Origin of the sequence: Novosphingobium album (ex Liu et al. 2023), from assembly GCF_029076845.1 — a bacterium.
Taxonomy (GTDB): Bacteria; Pseudomonadota; Alphaproteobacteria; order Sphingomonadales; family Sphingomonadaceae; genus Novosphingobium.
On the sequence record NZ_JARESE010000012.1, the window covers coordinates 93317 to 107787 of the forward strand.

11 protein-coding genes and 1 tRNA gene are annotated in these 14471 nt (G+C 67.2%); 8 read left to right on the forward strand and 4 right to left on the reverse strand.

Going from position 1 to position 14471, the window contains the following annotated elements; translation table 11 throughout:
• The first annotated feature begins 29 nt into the window (after nucleotides 1-29).
• A complete protein-coding gene (locus tag PYV00_RS04885) occupies nucleotides 30-1211 on the forward strand; it encodes an acyl-CoA dehydrogenase family protein (protein ID WP_275227149.1) in 1182 nt (393 codons plus the stop codon).
• Nucleotides 1211-2227, forward strand: a complete 1017-nt coding sequence (locus tag PYV00_RS04890) for an acyl-CoA dehydrogenase family protein (protein WP_275227150.1) — start codon at nucleotides 1211-1213, stop codon at nucleotides 2225-2227. The genes PYV00_RS04885 and PYV00_RS04890 overlap by 1 nt, the downstream gene beginning before the upstream one ends.
• Before the next feature lie 7 nt (nucleotides 2228-2234).
• Here PYV00_RS04890 and recG read toward each other — a convergent pair whose 3' ends face one another.
• The gene (recG, locus tag PYV00_RS04895; protein WP_275227151.1) at nucleotides 2235-4292 is read right to left on the reverse strand and encodes an ATP-dependent DNA helicase RecG; all 2058 of its coding nucleotides are present in this window, start codon (nucleotides 4290-4292) and stop codon (nucleotides 2235-2237) included.
• A gap of 65 nt (nucleotides 4293-4357) precedes the next feature.
• On the opposite strand from recG, the gene PYV00_RS04900 reads away from it, so the two are divergent.
• Both PYV00_RS04900 and mfd read left to right on the forward strand, forming a co-directional pair.
• Nucleotides 4358-4642, forward strand: coding sequence for a succinate dehydrogenase assembly factor 2 (locus PYV00_RS04900; protein ID WP_275227153.1), 285 nt, complete (start codon nucleotides 4358-4360; stop codon nucleotides 4640-4642).
• Between the two features lie 88 nt (nucleotides 4643-4730).
• Nucleotides 4731-8204, forward strand: coding sequence for a transcription-repair coupling factor (gene mfd, locus PYV00_RS04905; protein ID WP_275227154.1), 3474 nt, complete (start codon nucleotides 4731-4733; stop codon nucleotides 8202-8204).
• Between the two features lie 376 nt (nucleotides 8205-8580).
• On the opposite strand, the gene PYV00_RS04910 is transcribed toward mfd, so the two are convergent.
• Nucleotides 8581-9891 carry a GGDEF domain-containing phosphodiesterase gene (locus PYV00_RS04910; RefSeq protein WP_275227156.1) on the reverse strand — a complete coding sequence of 437 codons (1311 nt, stop codon included), beginning with the start codon at nucleotides 9889-9891 and terminating at the stop codon, nucleotides 8581-8583.
• Nucleotides 9892-9991: 100 nt separating this feature from the next.
• Between PYV00_RS04910 and PYV00_RS04915 the strand changes: the two genes are divergently transcribed.
• From PYV00_RS04915 to PYV00_RS04930, 4 genes are all read left to right on the forward strand, one after another.
• Nucleotides 9992-10771 (forward strand): NAD kinase, encoded by a 780-nt coding sequence (locus PYV00_RS04915; RefSeq protein ID WP_275227157.1) that lies wholly within the window; start codon nucleotides 9992-9994, stop codon nucleotides 10769-10771.
• Nucleotides 10772-10927: 156 nt separating this feature from the next.
• A tRNA-Asn gene (locus tag PYV00_RS04920) sits at nucleotides 10928-11002 on the forward strand.
• A gap of 169 nt (nucleotides 11003-11171) precedes the next feature.
• Nucleotides 11172-12407: a tyrosine-type recombinase/integrase gene (locus PYV00_RS04925; RefSeq protein ID WP_275227158.1), complete on the forward strand. Its 1236-nt coding sequence runs from the start codon at nucleotides 11172-11174 to the stop codon at nucleotides 12405-12407.
• Between the two features lie 16 nt (nucleotides 12408-12423).
• On the forward strand, nucleotides 12424-13290 hold the full coding sequence (locus PYV00_RS04930) for a hypothetical protein (RefSeq protein ID WP_275227160.1): 867 nt from the start codon (nucleotides 12424-12426) through the stop codon (nucleotides 13288-13290).
• A 186-nt stretch (nucleotides 13291-13476) separates the two neighbouring features.
• On the opposite strand, the gene PYV00_RS04935 is transcribed toward PYV00_RS04930, so the two are convergent.
• Nucleotides 13477-13716 carry a hypothetical protein gene (locus tag PYV00_RS04935; RefSeq protein WP_275227161.1) on the reverse strand — a complete coding sequence of 80 codons (240 nt, stop codon included), beginning with the start codon at nucleotides 13714-13716 and terminating at the stop codon, nucleotides 13477-13479.
• Nucleotides 13717-13775: 59 nt separating this feature from the next.
• A partial coding sequence (locus tag PYV00_RS04940) for a tyrosine-type recombinase/integrase (RefSeq protein WP_275227162.1) occupies nucleotides 13776-14471 on the reverse strand: 696 nt, incomplete at its 5' end.

The following is a 14471-nucleotide window of genomic DNA, read 5'->3' on the forward strand; positions in this document are numbered from 1 at the left end:
CCGGTGCCGCTGCCGTGCATGGAACGCGGATGACCGAAAACACCGATCTTGAAAGCCTGCGCGCCGAGGTTCGTGGCTGGCTGTCCGTGAACGCCCCGGCCGGCTGGCGCGATGCCAGCCGCACGCAGGAGGATTTCGTCGCGACCCAGCGTGACTGGTTCGCCCGGCTGGTGAAAGCGGGCTATGCGATACCCCATTGGCCGGCCGAATTTCCCGGCGGTGGTCGCTCGCTCGCCGAGCAGAAAGTGATCTACGAGGAACTGGCCAAGGCCGATTGCCCGCGCCTGCTGCTCTCGTTCGTTTCCACCTACCATGCCTTTGCCACGCTGCACGAATGCGCCAGCGCCGAGCAGAAGGCGAAGTACCTGCCGCGCATCCTGGAAGGCGAGACCTGGTGCCAGGGCTTTTCCGAACCCGGCGCCGGTTCCGATCTTGCCGCGCTCAAGACCAGGGCCGAGCGGAAAGGCGACGTCTATGTCGTCAACGGCCAGAAGGTCTGGTCGACCATGGCGCAGTTCGCCGACAAGTGCCTGCTGCTGGTCCGCACGTCGAGCGACGGGCCCAAGCAGGCGGGCATCACTTACCTGCTGATGGACATGAAGACGCCCGGCGTCTCCGTCCGCCCGATCCACCAGATCCAGGGCGACGAGGAATTCGCCGAGATCTTCCTCGACAATGTCGAGATCCCGGTATCGGAGCGCGTGGGCGAGGAAGGCGCGGGCTGGGCCGTGGCGCAAGCGACGCTGTCCTCGGAACGCGGCCTGACGCTGATGGAACTGTCGTACCGGATGCGCGGCGCGCTGGCCCGCGTGGCGAAGCTGATCCGCGAGCATGGGCGCGAGAACGATGCCGGCGTGCTGCGCGATTTCGGCACGCTGGTCACGCAAGTCGATACCACTTGCGCCATCGCCGACCAGTTCCTGGAAAACCGCATCGCCGGCATCGAGCGGATGGGCGACGCCTCGATCGTCAAGAACACCTATTCGCGCGCGCTCAGGGCCTATTCGCTGCTGGGCCTGAGGCTGGGCGGAATGGCCGAGCAGTATGTCGCGCCGATCACCTTCGGCGATCTCAATACGGGCAACTGGATGGCCGACTACATGAACTCGTTCGCCTGGACGATCGCGGGCGGCAGCGAGGAAGTGCAGCGCAACATCATTGCCGAACGTATGCTGGAAATGCCGCGCGAACCGAAATCCTGGGTGCTGTGATGATCGAACTCAACGAACTGACCGACGCGGCGCAAAAGGCCTTCCCGGCCGACAAGCTCTCGCCGCCGCGCGATGCGAGCTGGCAACTGGTCGCCGAGATGGGCTGGTTGATGATCCGCCTGCCGGAAAACGAAGGCGGCCTCGGGCTCGGCCGCGAGGCCTCGACCGCGATCCACTACGAGATGGGCCGCGTGCTTTCCGCCGTGCCGCTGATCCCGGCGCAGCTTGGCCTGCACGGCGTGCTGGGCAGCGAGACGCTGGCCGAGCGGGCCGACTGGATCGAGCGGATCGCCGGCGGCGCATACGTGCCGCTGCATATGCTGCCCACCAGCCTCGAAGCCGGCGCCGACGGCGCGTTGACCGGCACGGTCTCGGGCGTGTTCGAGGCGGACATGGCCACGGCCGTGCTTGCCCGCCTGCCCGATTGCTATGCGCTAGTGCCACTGGACGCGAAAGGTGTCGGCATTGCCGAACGCCCGGTCTGGGACCCGAGCCGGCGGCTGTTCGACCTGGTGCTCAGCGACTACCGGCCCGATCCGGCCCTGATCGTGGCGAGCGGCGATGCCGCCAACGCGCTGCACGACACGATCGGCCCCGAAGCGCACCTGGCGCTTGCCGCAGACAGCCTGGGCGGCGCCACCGCCGCGCTCGCCATGTCGGTCGAGTACATGAAGATGCGCAAGCAGTTCGACCGGCCGATCGCGATGTTCCAGGCGCTGAAACACCGCGCCGCCGATCTCAAGACCCGCATCGTCGCGGCCGAGGCGCTGCTGTGGAACCGCGCGCGCGATGCGGGCGTGACGAACACCCAGATGGGCGCGCTCAAGACGCTGGCGGCCGAAGTCTACGAATTCGTCACCGAGGAAGCGATCCAGTTCCACGGCGGCATCGGCCTGACCGAAGAGCACCAGTGCCACTTGTTCATGAAGCGGGCGATGCTCAACCTGTCGCTGTGCGGATCGTCCGACTTGTGGAAGGAACGCACCGGCCGCGAGGCGCTGGCCGCTTTCGCCTGACGCGGGCTTACCCGCCGCGCAGCAATTGCACGCCCCAGTCGCGCTCGAACAGGTAGAGCAGCAGCCGCGCCGCCTCGCCGCGCGGCCCGGTCAACCCGCCGTCACGCTCCATCAGCAGGCGCGCATCGTCGTGGGCCAGCGGCAGCAGGCGCTGGATCTGCTCAAGGCTGGCGATGCGAAACGGCGTGTCGCCCGATTGCCGCGTGCCCAGCAATTCGCCGCCCCCGCGCAGTTCAAGGTCTTCCTCGGCCAGCCTGAAGCCGTCCTGCGTCTCGCGCATCAGCGCCAGCCGCTTGCGCGCGGTTTCGGACAAGGCATTGCCACGCAGCAGGAGGCAGACCGACTTGTCCGAGCCGCGCCCCACCCGGCCGCGCAACTGGTGAAGCTGGGCAAGGCCGAAACGCTCGGCCTGTTCGATCACCATCAAGGTGGCGTTGGGCACGTCCACGCCGACCTCGATCACCGTGGTCGCCACCAGCAGCTTCGCCCCGCCGCTGGCGAAGCGCTCCATCGCCGCGTCCTTGGCCTCGGGCTTGAGCTGGCCGTGGACCAGCACCACCGCGTCGCCGAAGCGCGCCTTCAGCCCGGCATAGCGCGCCTCGGCGGCGGCCAGATCGTCGCTTTCGCTCTCGCGCACCATCGGGCAGACCCAATAGGCCTGCCCGCCACCTTCGAGATGCCGCGCCATGGCACCCACCACGTCGTCCATCCGCTCGGTCGCGACCACGCGCGTGTCGATCGCCTGCCGGCCGGGCGGTAATTCATCGAGCCGCGAGACGTCCATCTCGCCGTATTGCGCCAAGGTCAGCGTGCGCGGGATCGGGGTTGCGGTCATGGCCAGGCAATGCGGCGTGCGACGGCCCTTGCGCGCCAGCATCAGCCGCTGGCCGACGCCGAAGCGGTGCTGCTCGTCGATCACCACCAGGGCGAGGTTTTTATAGGCCACGGTATCCTGAAAGATCGCGTGAGTGCCGACCAGGATGTCGATCGAGCCATCGACCAGCCCCATCAGGATCGATTCGCGCGCCCTGCCCTTGTCGCGCCCGGTCAGCAGCGCGATCTCCACGCCCGTGCCCGCCGCCATGCGCGTGAGCGTTTCGTGGTGCTGGCGCGCGAGGATCTCGGTCGGCGCGAGCATCGCCGCTTGCGCACCGGCCTCGACCGCGATCAGCATGGCCGATAGCGCCACCACCGTCTTGCCCGAGCCGACATCGCCTTGCAGCAGCCGCAGCATCGGCGCCTTCTGCGCGATATCCCCCTCGATCTCGCCGATCGAGCGGACTTGCGCCCCGGTCAGCGCGAACGGCAATTTCAGCCTGGCGCGCAAGCGCCCGTCGCCCACCAGCGGCGTGCCCGATTGCGCACGGTTGCTTTCGCGCACCAGCATCAGCGCCAGGCTGTTGGCCAGCAGCTCGTCGAAGGCCAGCCGGTCACGCCCGGCCGGATCGTGGCTGCGGTGCGCCTCGATCAGCGCCTCGCGCCAGGCCGGCCACCGCAGGCGCGCGACAAGGCCGGGCTCGGCCCATTCGGGCAGCATCGGCAGCGCTTTCAGGGCTTGCGCGACAAGGTGGGCGACGCGGCCCTGCGTCAACCCCTCGGACAGCGCATAGACCGGCTCGCGCAGTTGGCCGAGCGGCGCGGCGGCATCTTCGGACACATGCTCGGGATGAACGATCTGGAGCATCTGGCCATACTGCTCGAGCCGGCCGGCGATCCAGCGCTTCTCGCCCAGCGGCAGCAGCTTCCTGGCCGAATAGGACGCCCGGCCGAAGTAGGTGAGCGCGCAGCTGTTGCCCAGCGCGTCCTCGGCCATGGCGCGGAACGGCCCGCGCCCGGTGGAAGCGCGATGTTCGCGCACGGTAAGCGCGACGATGATGTTCTCGCCCACGCTCGCCTCGTCCAGATCGGCGACCGCGCGGCGCTCCACGAAGCGGTCGGGCAAGTGATAGGCGATGTCCTTCACCCGCGTCAGCCCCAGCTTTTCCAACGGGCGGCGCAGCTTGGGGCCGACGCCTTCCAGCGCCTCGGTCTCGACGAACAGGGGATTGAGCGCTTCGGGCCGCATTGCGGTCCCTTAGCGCGCCGCACGGCCGCTTGCCATGGCGTGCTGCCTGGCTTACCCGCCGGTTCATGTCCGAGGTTCCCATGTCCGCACTCTCGCCCCGCCTCGCCCGCATGAAGTTCCGCGCCTGGCATCGCGGCACGCGGGAGGCCGATTACATGATGGGCTGCTTCTTCGATTGCTTCCACGCCGGCTGGAACGACACCGATGTCCAGTGGTTCGAGGACTTGCTGGAGGAAGACGATGTCGACGTCATGGCCTGGGCGCTCCAGACCCAGCCCGTGCCCGAACGCTTCGCCGGCCCGCTGATGGCGCGGATGCAGCAGCTCGACTACGTCGAGATTCCGCGCTGACCTCAGGCCCTCTCCCCTCAAGGGGAGAGGGCCGAACGGCCACGGGGCTTTTGCCATCGGCGCTTTCCCGCTAGGGGCTCTCACCCCCATGTCTGACTTTACCCGCATTCTGACGGCCCAGGCGCCGCTGACACTCGGCTCGGTCGTCCGGGGCGCGCAGCCGCTGGTCATGGCCGATCTGGCCCGCGCGGCGAAGGGCCGGGCGGTGTTCGTCGCCACCAGCGACGCGGAAATGCGCGAGATCGCGGAAGCCGCCGCCTTCTTCGCGCCCGAGCTGGACGTGATCGAGTTCCCCGCGTGGGACTGCCTGCCCTATGACCGGGCGAGCCCGGCCCTGTCGGTCAGCGCCCGGCGGCTCGCCGCGCTGCACCGGCTCCAGGCCAGGGCGAGCGGTCCGCAACTGCTCGTCACCACGGTCAACGCCTTGCTCCAGCGCGTGGTCACGCCGTTCCGCATCCGCGAATCGGTGCGCCTGCTCAAGCCCGGCATGGAGATCGGCCACGAAAGCCTGATCGCGCTGCTGCGCCGGCAAGGCTACATGCGCAACGATACCGCGATCGACGCGGGCGAATTCGCGGTGCGCGGCTCGATCTTCGATATCGTGCCCTCGGGCCTCGAACAGGGCCTGCGGCTCGATTTCTTCGGCGACGAGCTGGAAACGCTGCGCCTGTTCGAAACCGGCACCCAGCGCTCGACCGGCCCGATCGACGAGCACTTGCTGCTGCCCGCGAGCGAGGCCCTGCTCGACGACGAGACCGTCAAGCGCTTCCGCGGCCGCTATCGCGAGATGTTCGGCGCCCACGCCACCGCCGATCCGCTCTACCAGGCGGTCAGCGACGGGCGGCGGCTGGCCGGCATGGAGCACTGGCTGCCGCTGTTCGAGGAACGCCTGGTCACGCTGTTCGACCATCTCGGCAAGGACGACGTGATCGTGTTCGACGGCGGCGCCAGCGCCGGCGCGGACGAGCGGCTGGCCGACATCGCCGACTATCACAAGGCGCGCCTCGACACCTCCGGGCAGAAGGCCGGCAGCTACCGCCCGCTCGATCCCGCCGCGCTGTACCTCACGGCCGAGGAATTCGCGCAATGGGCCACGCGCTGGCCCGCGCATCGCGCCGATATCTTCGCCCAGCCCGAAAGCGCCAAGGTGATCGACTTCGGCTTCACCAATGCCCGCGATTTCGCGCCCGAGCGCGCGCGCGGCGACAATGCCTATGAGGCCGCCGCCAGGCATCTGCACGCGATCGCCCGGTCTGGCCGCAAGGCGCTGTTCGCCGCCTATTCGCAAGGCAGCCGCGCACGGATCAGCTCGATCCTGGGCGAAGCGGCGGCGCCCGCGCCGCTCATGGCCGATGGCTGGCAGGAAGCGCTGGGCCTGGCCGCGAAAGGCCGCCCGGCCGCGCTGATCCTGCCGCTGGAGACCGGCTTCGGCAACGAAGAGCTGGAGATCATCACCGAGCAGGACATCCTGGGTGACCGGCTGGTGCGGCGCAAGAAGCGCAAGAAGGATTCCGATGCCTTCCTGGCCGAACTGGCGGCGCTGACGCCGGGCGACCTGATCGTCCACATGGACCACGGCATCGGCCGATACGAGGGCCTGCAGTCGATCCCGGTGGGCAAGAGCCCGCACGACTGCGTGATGCTGACTTACGCGGGCGGCGACAAGCTCTACATCCCGGTCGAGAACCTAGACGTGCTCTCGCGCTATGGCAGCGACAGCGAAGGCGTCTCGCTCGACAGGCTGGGCGGTGAAGCCTGGCAGAAGCGCCGCGCCCGCCTCAGGGAACGCATCCAGGAGATCGCCGGCGAGCTGATGCGCACTGCCGCCGAGCGCGCGCTGCGCGAAGCCCCGGTGCTGCTGCCCGAGGGATCGGCCTATGACCAGTTCGTCGATCGCTTCCCCTGGCAGGAGACCGAGGACCAGGACAACGCGATCTCCGACGTGCTGGGCGATCTGGCCGAAGGCAAGCCGATGGACCGGCTGGTCTGCGGCGATGTCGGCTTCGGCAAGACCGAGGTGGCGCTGCGCGCCGCCTTCGTCGCGGCCATGGCCGGGCAGCAGGTGGCGGTGGTGGCGCCCACCACGCTGCTGGCCCGCCAGCACTACACCGGCTTTTCCGAGCGTTTCGCCGGCTTCCCGCTCGAAGTCGGCCGCCTTTCGCGACTGGTGCCCGAAAAGGAAGCGAAAGCCACGCGCGAGGGGCTGGCCAGCGGCACGGTCGACGTGGTCGTGGGCACGCACGCGATCCTGTCGAAATCGGTCTCGTTCAAGCGGCTGGGGCTGGTCATCGTCGACGAGGAACAGCGCTTCGGCGTCAACCACAAGGAAAAGCTCAAGCAGCTGCGCACCAATGTCCATGTCCTGACGCTCACCGCCACGCCGATCCCGCGCACGCTGCAAATGGCGATGAGCGGCCTGCGCGAGCTATCCACCATCCAGACCCCGCCGGTCGATCGCCTGGCGGTGCGGACCTACGTGATGGAATGGGACGACATGGTGATGCGCGAGGCATTGCTGCGCGAACATCATCGCGGCGGGCAAAGCTTCATCGTCGTGCCGCGTATCGCCGACATGCCCGAAGTCGAGCAATGGCTGGCCGGACATGTCCCCGAAGTGAAAGTCGTGACCGCGCATGGCCAGATGGGCGCGGGCGAGGTGGAAGAGCGGATGAGCGCCTTCTACGAAGGCAAGTACGAAGTGCTGCTATCGACCACGATCGTCGAATCCGGGCTCGACATCCCGCGCGCCAACACGATCATCATCCACCGCGCCGACCGCTTCGGCCTGGCCCAGCTTTACCAGCTGCGCGGCCGGGTCGGCCGTTCGAAGCTGCGCGCCTATGCCTATCTGACCACGCCGGCCAACCAGCAGCTTTCCGAAGTGGCGGAAAAGCGGCTCAAGGTGCTGGGCGATCTCGACAGCCTGGGCGCCGGCTTCCAGCTCGCCAGCCACGATCTCGACATTCGCGGCGCCGGCAACCTGCTGGGCGACGAACAGTCCGGGCATATCCGCGAAGTCGGCTTCGAACTCTACCAATCGATGCTGGAAGACGCGATCCTGGCCGCCAAGGCCGGTGGCGCCGGACTGGAAAAGGACACCTCGGGCCTCTCGCCGCAGATCACCGTCGATGCGCCGATCATGATCCCGGAAGACTACGTCCCCGATCTGGCGGTGCGCATGGCGCTGTACCGCCGCCTCAACGATGCCGACAGCCAGGGCGAGATCGAGGCCCTGTCCGCCGAGATGATCGACCGCTTCGGCCCCCTGCCCGATGCCACCGCCAATCTCGTCCGCCTCATCGAGATCAAGCGCCAGGCGATCGAGGCGCACATCGCCAAGATCGACGTCGGCCCGCGCGGCACGCTCGTCAGCTTCCACAACGACAGCTTCCCCAACCCGGCCGGCCTGATCGACTATGCCGCCAAGCGCGAAGGCGCGATCAAGCTGCGCCCCGACAGCAAGCTGGTGGTCAACCGCGCCTGGGGCGATCCCAAGTCGCGCCTCAACGGCCTGTTCCAGCTGACCAAGGGCCTCAGCGCGATCGCGCGCAAGGCGGCCTGAAAGACCTTCGATCCGCTCAGGCAGGACCGGGGTTCAGGCTGCGACGCGCTCCACCGCCAGATCGCCTTCATGCGCGCGCTTGCGCCATGTCATGCGCCGCCTGCATCCGCATGAGCGCATCGGCGGAAACCCCGAAGGCCTTCTCGAACCGGATGGCCATCATCGCGGACAGCCCAGCGCGACGTGATCGCGGCCGAGCACTGCGCCTATTACCACGGTCCCGACCCGCAGCCACGGGCCAGGATGAACCGCGAACGAGCGGTGCAACCTGATAGCCATCCGTGATAATCTTCCAGATCGAGATCGGCGATCGTGCGGTCGTCGATCCTGGTGAACGTCAAGCCACACACTACAGGCAATGGCCCCAACGCCCCGCTCACCCGCCGATCAGCTTGGCGAACATCGCCGGCTTCATCGGCTGGGCGCGCAGGAAGCCCTGGTAATAGGCGCAATGCTCGGCCGCGATCACGTCGCGCTGGGCCTCGTTCTCCACCCCTTCGGCGATCACTTCGAGGTCAAGCGCCTTGGCCATGGCGACGATCGCGCGCAGCACCGCGACGTCGCGCTTGTCGCGCGTGATCCCCTCGATCATCGAACGATCGAGCTTGAGATAATGCAGCGGCAGCACCTTCAGGTAGCGGAAGTTGCAGAAGCCGGCGCCGAAATCGTCGAGCGCGATGCGGATGCCCTGCGCGGAGAATTCCGCCATCATCTGCGCGGCCAGGCTGACATCGCTGATCAGCGCCTGCTCGGTCACTTCCAGCGTCAGGCGGCGCGGCGGAAAGCCGCTGTCGCGCACGAGGTCGAGCATTTGCCGCACATAGGAACCGAACGCCAGATCGGCCGGCGTGACATTGAGCGAGAGGCGCAGCCCATCGGGCCAGTCGCGCGCCAGGTCGAGCGCGCGCTGGGCGATGTGGCGCGAAAGCGGCGCGACGTGATCGGCCCGCTCGGCAATGGCGAACAGCGCGCCGGCGCCGATCCGGCCGAGTTCGCCATGGTTCCAGCGCGCCAGCGCCTCGGCGCCGGTCAGCCGGTCGTCGGGCAGGCTGAACTGCGGCTGGAACACGATCTCGATCTCGTCGCGGTCGATCGCGCCCAGCAGGTCGGCTTCGAGCTGCGCGGCCGAACGCCCCGGCGGCGTCGCCTCGCCATCGGCCCAGGCAAAGCGCCCGCCTTCCATCCGGTTGGCCACGTCCAGCGCCTGCCCCAGCCGGTCGAGCATCGAATCGACGCGCTCGCCCTCCAGCGCGCGGACCAGCGCGAAGCGCGGGGAAAGCCGCAGGATGCCCGAAGGAATGGCCATCGGCCGCGCGATCGCGTCGGCGATCTGATCGGCGATGAGTTGCCAGCGCTCCCGGCTGCAAGCCTCGCTGGCGACGAGCAGGAACCGGCCCCCGCCCGCGCGCGCCACCAGCCAGGGACCGTCCAGCTCGCTCGCGGCGAAGTGCGAGACGCGCGCGGCCACTTCCTCCAGCGCGCCGTCGCCCGCGGCCGAGCCATAGGCCAGGTTCACCGCATCGAACCGGCGCAGGCCCAGCAGCATCGCGTGGACCCGCGCGGCCTGCGGGGCAATGCCCGATTGCGCCATCCATTGCTCGACCCGGCCGCGCACGGAATCGACGCCGGGAAGCCCGGTCAACATGTCGCGAAGCGGCTCGGAAGCGTGCGGGGCTGCTGCTGTCATCGGCGGCTTATAGCCGCAAATGCCTTGCCAAAGCTTGCAAAATTCGACAGCCCTGCGCACGGCCCGAAGCCGCGACGCGGCACTGCCGCCGGGAGAAGCGATGAGCGAGAAACTGAAGCTGGCGCTGGTCGTTTCGGACAGCGCGAAAGCCCAGGAAGGCGCCGAACCGCTGCGCCGGTCGCACGCCTGGGTCAAGCCGGCCGAGGCCGACGTGCTGGTGGTGCTGGGTGGCGACGGCTTCCTGCTCCACACGCTGCACGAAATGCTCGACTGGGACCGGGTCAAACCCTGCTACGGGCTGAACCTGGGCACGGTCGGCTTCCTGATGAACGGCCACCACGCGGAAAAGCCGATCGACGAACTCGTCGCCGAAGCGCACCGCGTCGCCGTGCGCCCGCTGGAGATGCACGCCGTCACCCAGGACGGGCGCGAGCTTTTCTACTACGCGATCAACGAAGTCTCACTGCTGCGCGAAACCCGCCAGACCGCCAAGCTGGAAGTGAAGATCAACGGCAAGGTGCGCATGGAGGAACTGGCCGGCGACGGCGTCCTCGTCTCCACGCCCGCCGGTTCGACCGCCTACAACCTGTCCGCCAACGGCCCCATCCTGCCGCTGGGCTCACGGATGCTGGCGCTCACCCCGATCAGCCCGTTCCGCCCGCGCCGCTGGAAAGGCGCGATCATCCCCGAAAGCGCCGAAGTCGAATTCCGCGTGCGCGAACCCAGCAAGCGCCCCGTCGCCGCCGTCGCCGACCAGAAGGAAGTGCGCGACGTGAAGCTGGTGCGCATCATCGCCTCGGCGGAAAAGGAACTGACGCTGCTGTTCGACCCCGGCTTCACCCTGGAAGAACGCATTTTCGCCGAGCAGTTCCAGGTGTGAATGCGGTTTGCGGAAAAATGCGCGGAAGCGCGCATTCCACCGCGCCGCCGCCGCGCTCCGTACCTTTCCGAAAGGCCGGCCAAAATCGCTCAGGACAGGCTTGCCAAACCCGCCCACGCTGCTATAGGCGCACCCCTGCCTCCGACAGGAGGCTGCTCCCCGATAGCTCAGCGGTAGAGCATTCGACTGTTAATCGAATGGCCGTAGGTTCGAATCCTACTCGGGGAGCCAGATACCTTTCTCAAGGGGGCTCCTAAAGGCTCATGGGGTCGTGTAGACCTTGTATTTCCGAGCTTTTTCACGCCTTCCTCCCCCACAACCAATCACAGCCATTCTCAGCGAAGCTCGCCATCAGCGGGGGCATTCGAGGGACATCGGCTTTCGGAGGTGGGGGCATCCGATGTTGACCGAGTTGCAGTGTCGCAAGGCCCTGCCGGCGGAGAAGCCGTACAAGCTCAGCGACGAAAAAGGTCTGCACCTCTACGTCACGCCGAGCGGCTTCAAAAGCTGGCGCTACAAGTACAGGTTCGATCGCAAGGAGAAGCGACTCACGTTCGGCCCTTGGCCGGAGGTCACGCTTCGGGAGGCGCGCGCTCGACGCGACGATGCCCGCCGGCTCTTGCGCGATGGCATCGATCCAGGCGCGAAGGCGGCGAAACGGGAGGTTCCGACCCTCAGGGCCGTAACGGCGCGCTGGTTGGAACTGCAGGCCGATCTCTGGAAGCCGAAGCACGCGGACTATGTTCGCAAGGGTCTCGAGGCAGAGATCCTGCCGGCGCTGGGTGCCCGGCCGATCGACGCCATCACACCATCGGATGTGCTCGAGCTGCTCACCGCGATCCAGACACGCGGTGCAACGGAAGCGGCCCATCGGCTTCGTTCACAGCTATCGCACGTATTTCAGCACGCGATAGCGTCAGCGGATGCGACTTTCGATCCGGCGGCCGCGTTGGCCGCAGCGCTCAGACCGATCGTGAAACGCAAGCACCCTGCCCTGCTGGATCTGAAAAAGGCGCGAGCCTGCCTGCTGAAGGTGGAGAGCGAACCTGGCTTTCCCGTGGTCAAGCTGGCGTCGCGGCTGCTGGCCCTGACCGCGGCGCGGCCGGGGATGATCCGCTATGCCGAACCTGCCGACTTCGAGGATCTCGACGGCGACAACCCGATCTGGCGGGTTCCAGCGGCGAAAATGAAGCTCGAGCGGGCCAGCAGCGAACAGGCGGCCTACGACTTCATCCTGCCGTTGTCGCGCCAGGCAGTCGAGACGGTTCGGGTGACGGCCGAACTCAACAAGGGCCGCAAGTACCTCTTCGCGTCCATCTCGAAGTCGCATCTGCCGATCAGCGAGAACGCTCTGAACGTGGCCTATCGGCGAGCGGGATACGAACGGCTGCACGTTCCGCATGGCTGGCGATCGACCTTCTCGACCTTGATGAACGAGCGCGCGATGGATCTCGATCGCCCCGGCGATCGGGCCGTCATCGATCTGATGCTCGCCCACCAGCCCAGCGGTGTCGAGGCACATTACAATCGCGCGGGGTACATGCCACGCCGGCGATTGATCGCGCAGGAGTGGGCGGACCTGCTCTTGCAGGGCCTGCCCTGCCCCAAATCCTTGCTGATCGGTCGCCGACGCTGATCGCGGGAGGCCGCGCATGACGGCGCGGCCCATGGGAGACCTGCTCACTAGCTCATCCCGGAGCACCGTTGTGTTCCGACAAACCGGGCAACCGATCTGGCGCGGAAGCTACGATGTCGAGGATGAACGCACAAAGGTTGGCCGACCTTTCGGCGATGGCAGCGCCCGTCAGGCCCGGGTCGTCATCAACGGGATACGCGACACCATGTTCGCCTGGATAAACAAGGTGGGCACGATCATCGACAAGGGGGGGAAGGTTCACCGGCTGCGATGGGAACATGCCCGAACGGCTTGCGCCGTCCTGAGTCTCATGGACTTCGCGACCGGGACTTGCGAGGCGACATATGAGATGATCGCCAAGGCGGCCGGCATCTGCCGCATCACCGCTATTCGGCACATGGCAATTCTGCGGGAGAGCAAATGGCTCGACTGGGTCCGCCGCTCTGAATCGGGCAAGCAGGCACCCAACAGCTACATCTTCGAAATCAGCCGCCTCCCCTTCGAGGCACAGGTTCATCTGCGGCAGATCCTCAAGCGCCAGGGGGTCGCACTGGAATCGCATCCCGAGCGCAAGGGCTCGGGGCCTGTACCCAACCGCGCGCAGCGGTTGGCCGAGCGCGTCGCAAAAGGGTTCGCGGGAACGATCGACCGCATGACAGGCCGCAAGCGTCGCGACACTCTGATCGACGAAGCGGAATTCGTCAGAACCGAAATGGCGCATTTCGGGGACATCCCGACAAGCCAGTGGGCCGCCATGCGCCATCCCGATGATCCAGACGCGCAGCGTGCCTACAACGCCCGTCTCGGCATCCCTTTTTTTGTCGACCCGAGTATCAGGAATGCACCTGATTCCGGGCTTGTAGAACAAGGACAAAAGGACTGAGGGCGCTTTGGCGCCCTCAGGAGTCAATTTGTTCTGATAATCGACGACCGAAAGGTCTTTCCCGCCATCAGCGGAGCGCTGAAACCACCGGCGTGCGGGACCGGCTGCGCCGGTCCAGGGCTTCCCAGGGGGGGAAGCGCAAGGTTCGTGCCAAGCCGGTACGGTTCGTTCAACCGCACCGGTCGATCATTGCGGACCTTCGAGAACCCGCGATCCTCCCGCGATCAGCACCGACATGAGCGCGTCGATTTGATCACCGGTCGGTAATTCCTCGGCGGTTTCGAGCATCTTCACGGCAGCACGATAGGCGTCGATCACTTTCACGATGCGAGGATCATACCCGGTAACCGTCGCGTCGATCGCGACGATGAGCTCCTGTAAGGAGCGAACCGCAACGACCGACACTTCCCAATCGCTAAGAGCCACCTCAATTCCCCGCTGCCAAAGCCGTGGGCCGAATTGGTAGTTTAACGGCCGCGCCAGGGCTAGCCCGCGAGCAGCGCCCCCCAGCGATCGAACAACTGACGCCGGCGGCCGAGCTGCGCCGCGCGATTGTAGGCCGCTTCCACCTTGTCCTTGGGACTGTGCGCCAGCGCGCGGTCGATATCGGCGCGCCACTCGGGCGGCATCGATTCGTTGAGGATCGTCGAAAAGCTCGAGCGCCAGCCGTGCGGCACGTGCCGGCCGGCGAAGCCCGCGCGGGCATAGAGCGCGCCGATCGCGCCCTCGCCGATCGGCGTGACGCCATCGCGGCCGGGGAAGACCAGGGCGTGCAAATTTGCAGGGAGAGAATGCAAATTTGCATCGCCAGGATACGAATTGGCGGCCGCGCGCAGCACCGCCACCGCCTCGGCCGAGAGCGGCACCAGGTGCGCGAACCGCGAGTCCTGCTTCTTCGCCCTCGCCAGCTTCATGCGCGCCGGCGGCACGCGCCAGATCCAGCGCCCCTGCAGGCCCTCGCGATCCTCGTCGGGCTCGATCTCGCTCCAGTGCATCCCCCGCACCGCCTCCAGGCGGACGGCGGTCAGCGCCAGGAATCGCGATGCCAGCAAAACAGATACGCGCGCGCGCGCGTATTCGCAGGCGGCGATCAGCGCCCGGCACTCCTCGATCGAGGTCAGCGCCGGCTGCGGCCGGGGCGGACGCGCGCGGGCCATCGCCCTGCCCAGCTGCGCGGCCGG

Coding starts and splice junctions, on each gene's coding strand:
- PYV00_RS04900 (WP_275227153.1), top strand. CDS start 4,358: ATGTCCGAGGTTCCCATGTCCGCACTCTCGCCCCGCCTCGCCCGCATG.
- PYV00_RS04915 (WP_275227157.1), top strand. CDS start 9,992: ATGAGCGAGAAACTGAAGCTGGCGCTGGTCGTTTCGGACAGCGCGAAA.
- PYV00_RS04910 (WP_275227156.1), bottom strand. CDS start 9,891: ATGACAGCAGCAGCCCCGCACGCTTCCGAGCCGCTTCGCGACATGTTG.
- PYV00_RS04930 (WP_275227160.1), top strand. CDS start 12,424: ATGACGGCGCGGCCCATGGGAGACCTGCTCACTAGCTCATCCCGGAGC.
- mfd (WP_275227154.1), top strand. CDS start 4,731: ATGTCTGACTTTACCCGCATTCTGACGGCCCAGGCGCCGCTGACACTC.
- PYV00_RS04890 (WP_275227150.1), top strand. CDS start 1,211: ATGATCGAACTCAACGAACTGACCGACGCGGCGCAAAAGGCCTTCCCG.
- PYV00_RS04885 (WP_275227149.1), top strand. CDS start 30: ATGACCGAAAACACCGATCTTGAAAGCCTGCGCGCCGAGGTTCGTGGC.
- recG (WP_275227151.1), bottom strand. CDS start 4,292: ATGCGGCCCGAAGCGCTCAATCCCCTGTTCGTCGAGACCGAGGCGCTG.
- PYV00_RS04925 (WP_275227158.1), top strand. CDS start 11,172: ATGTTGACCGAGTTGCAGTGTCGCAAGGCCCTGCCGGCGGAGAAGCCG.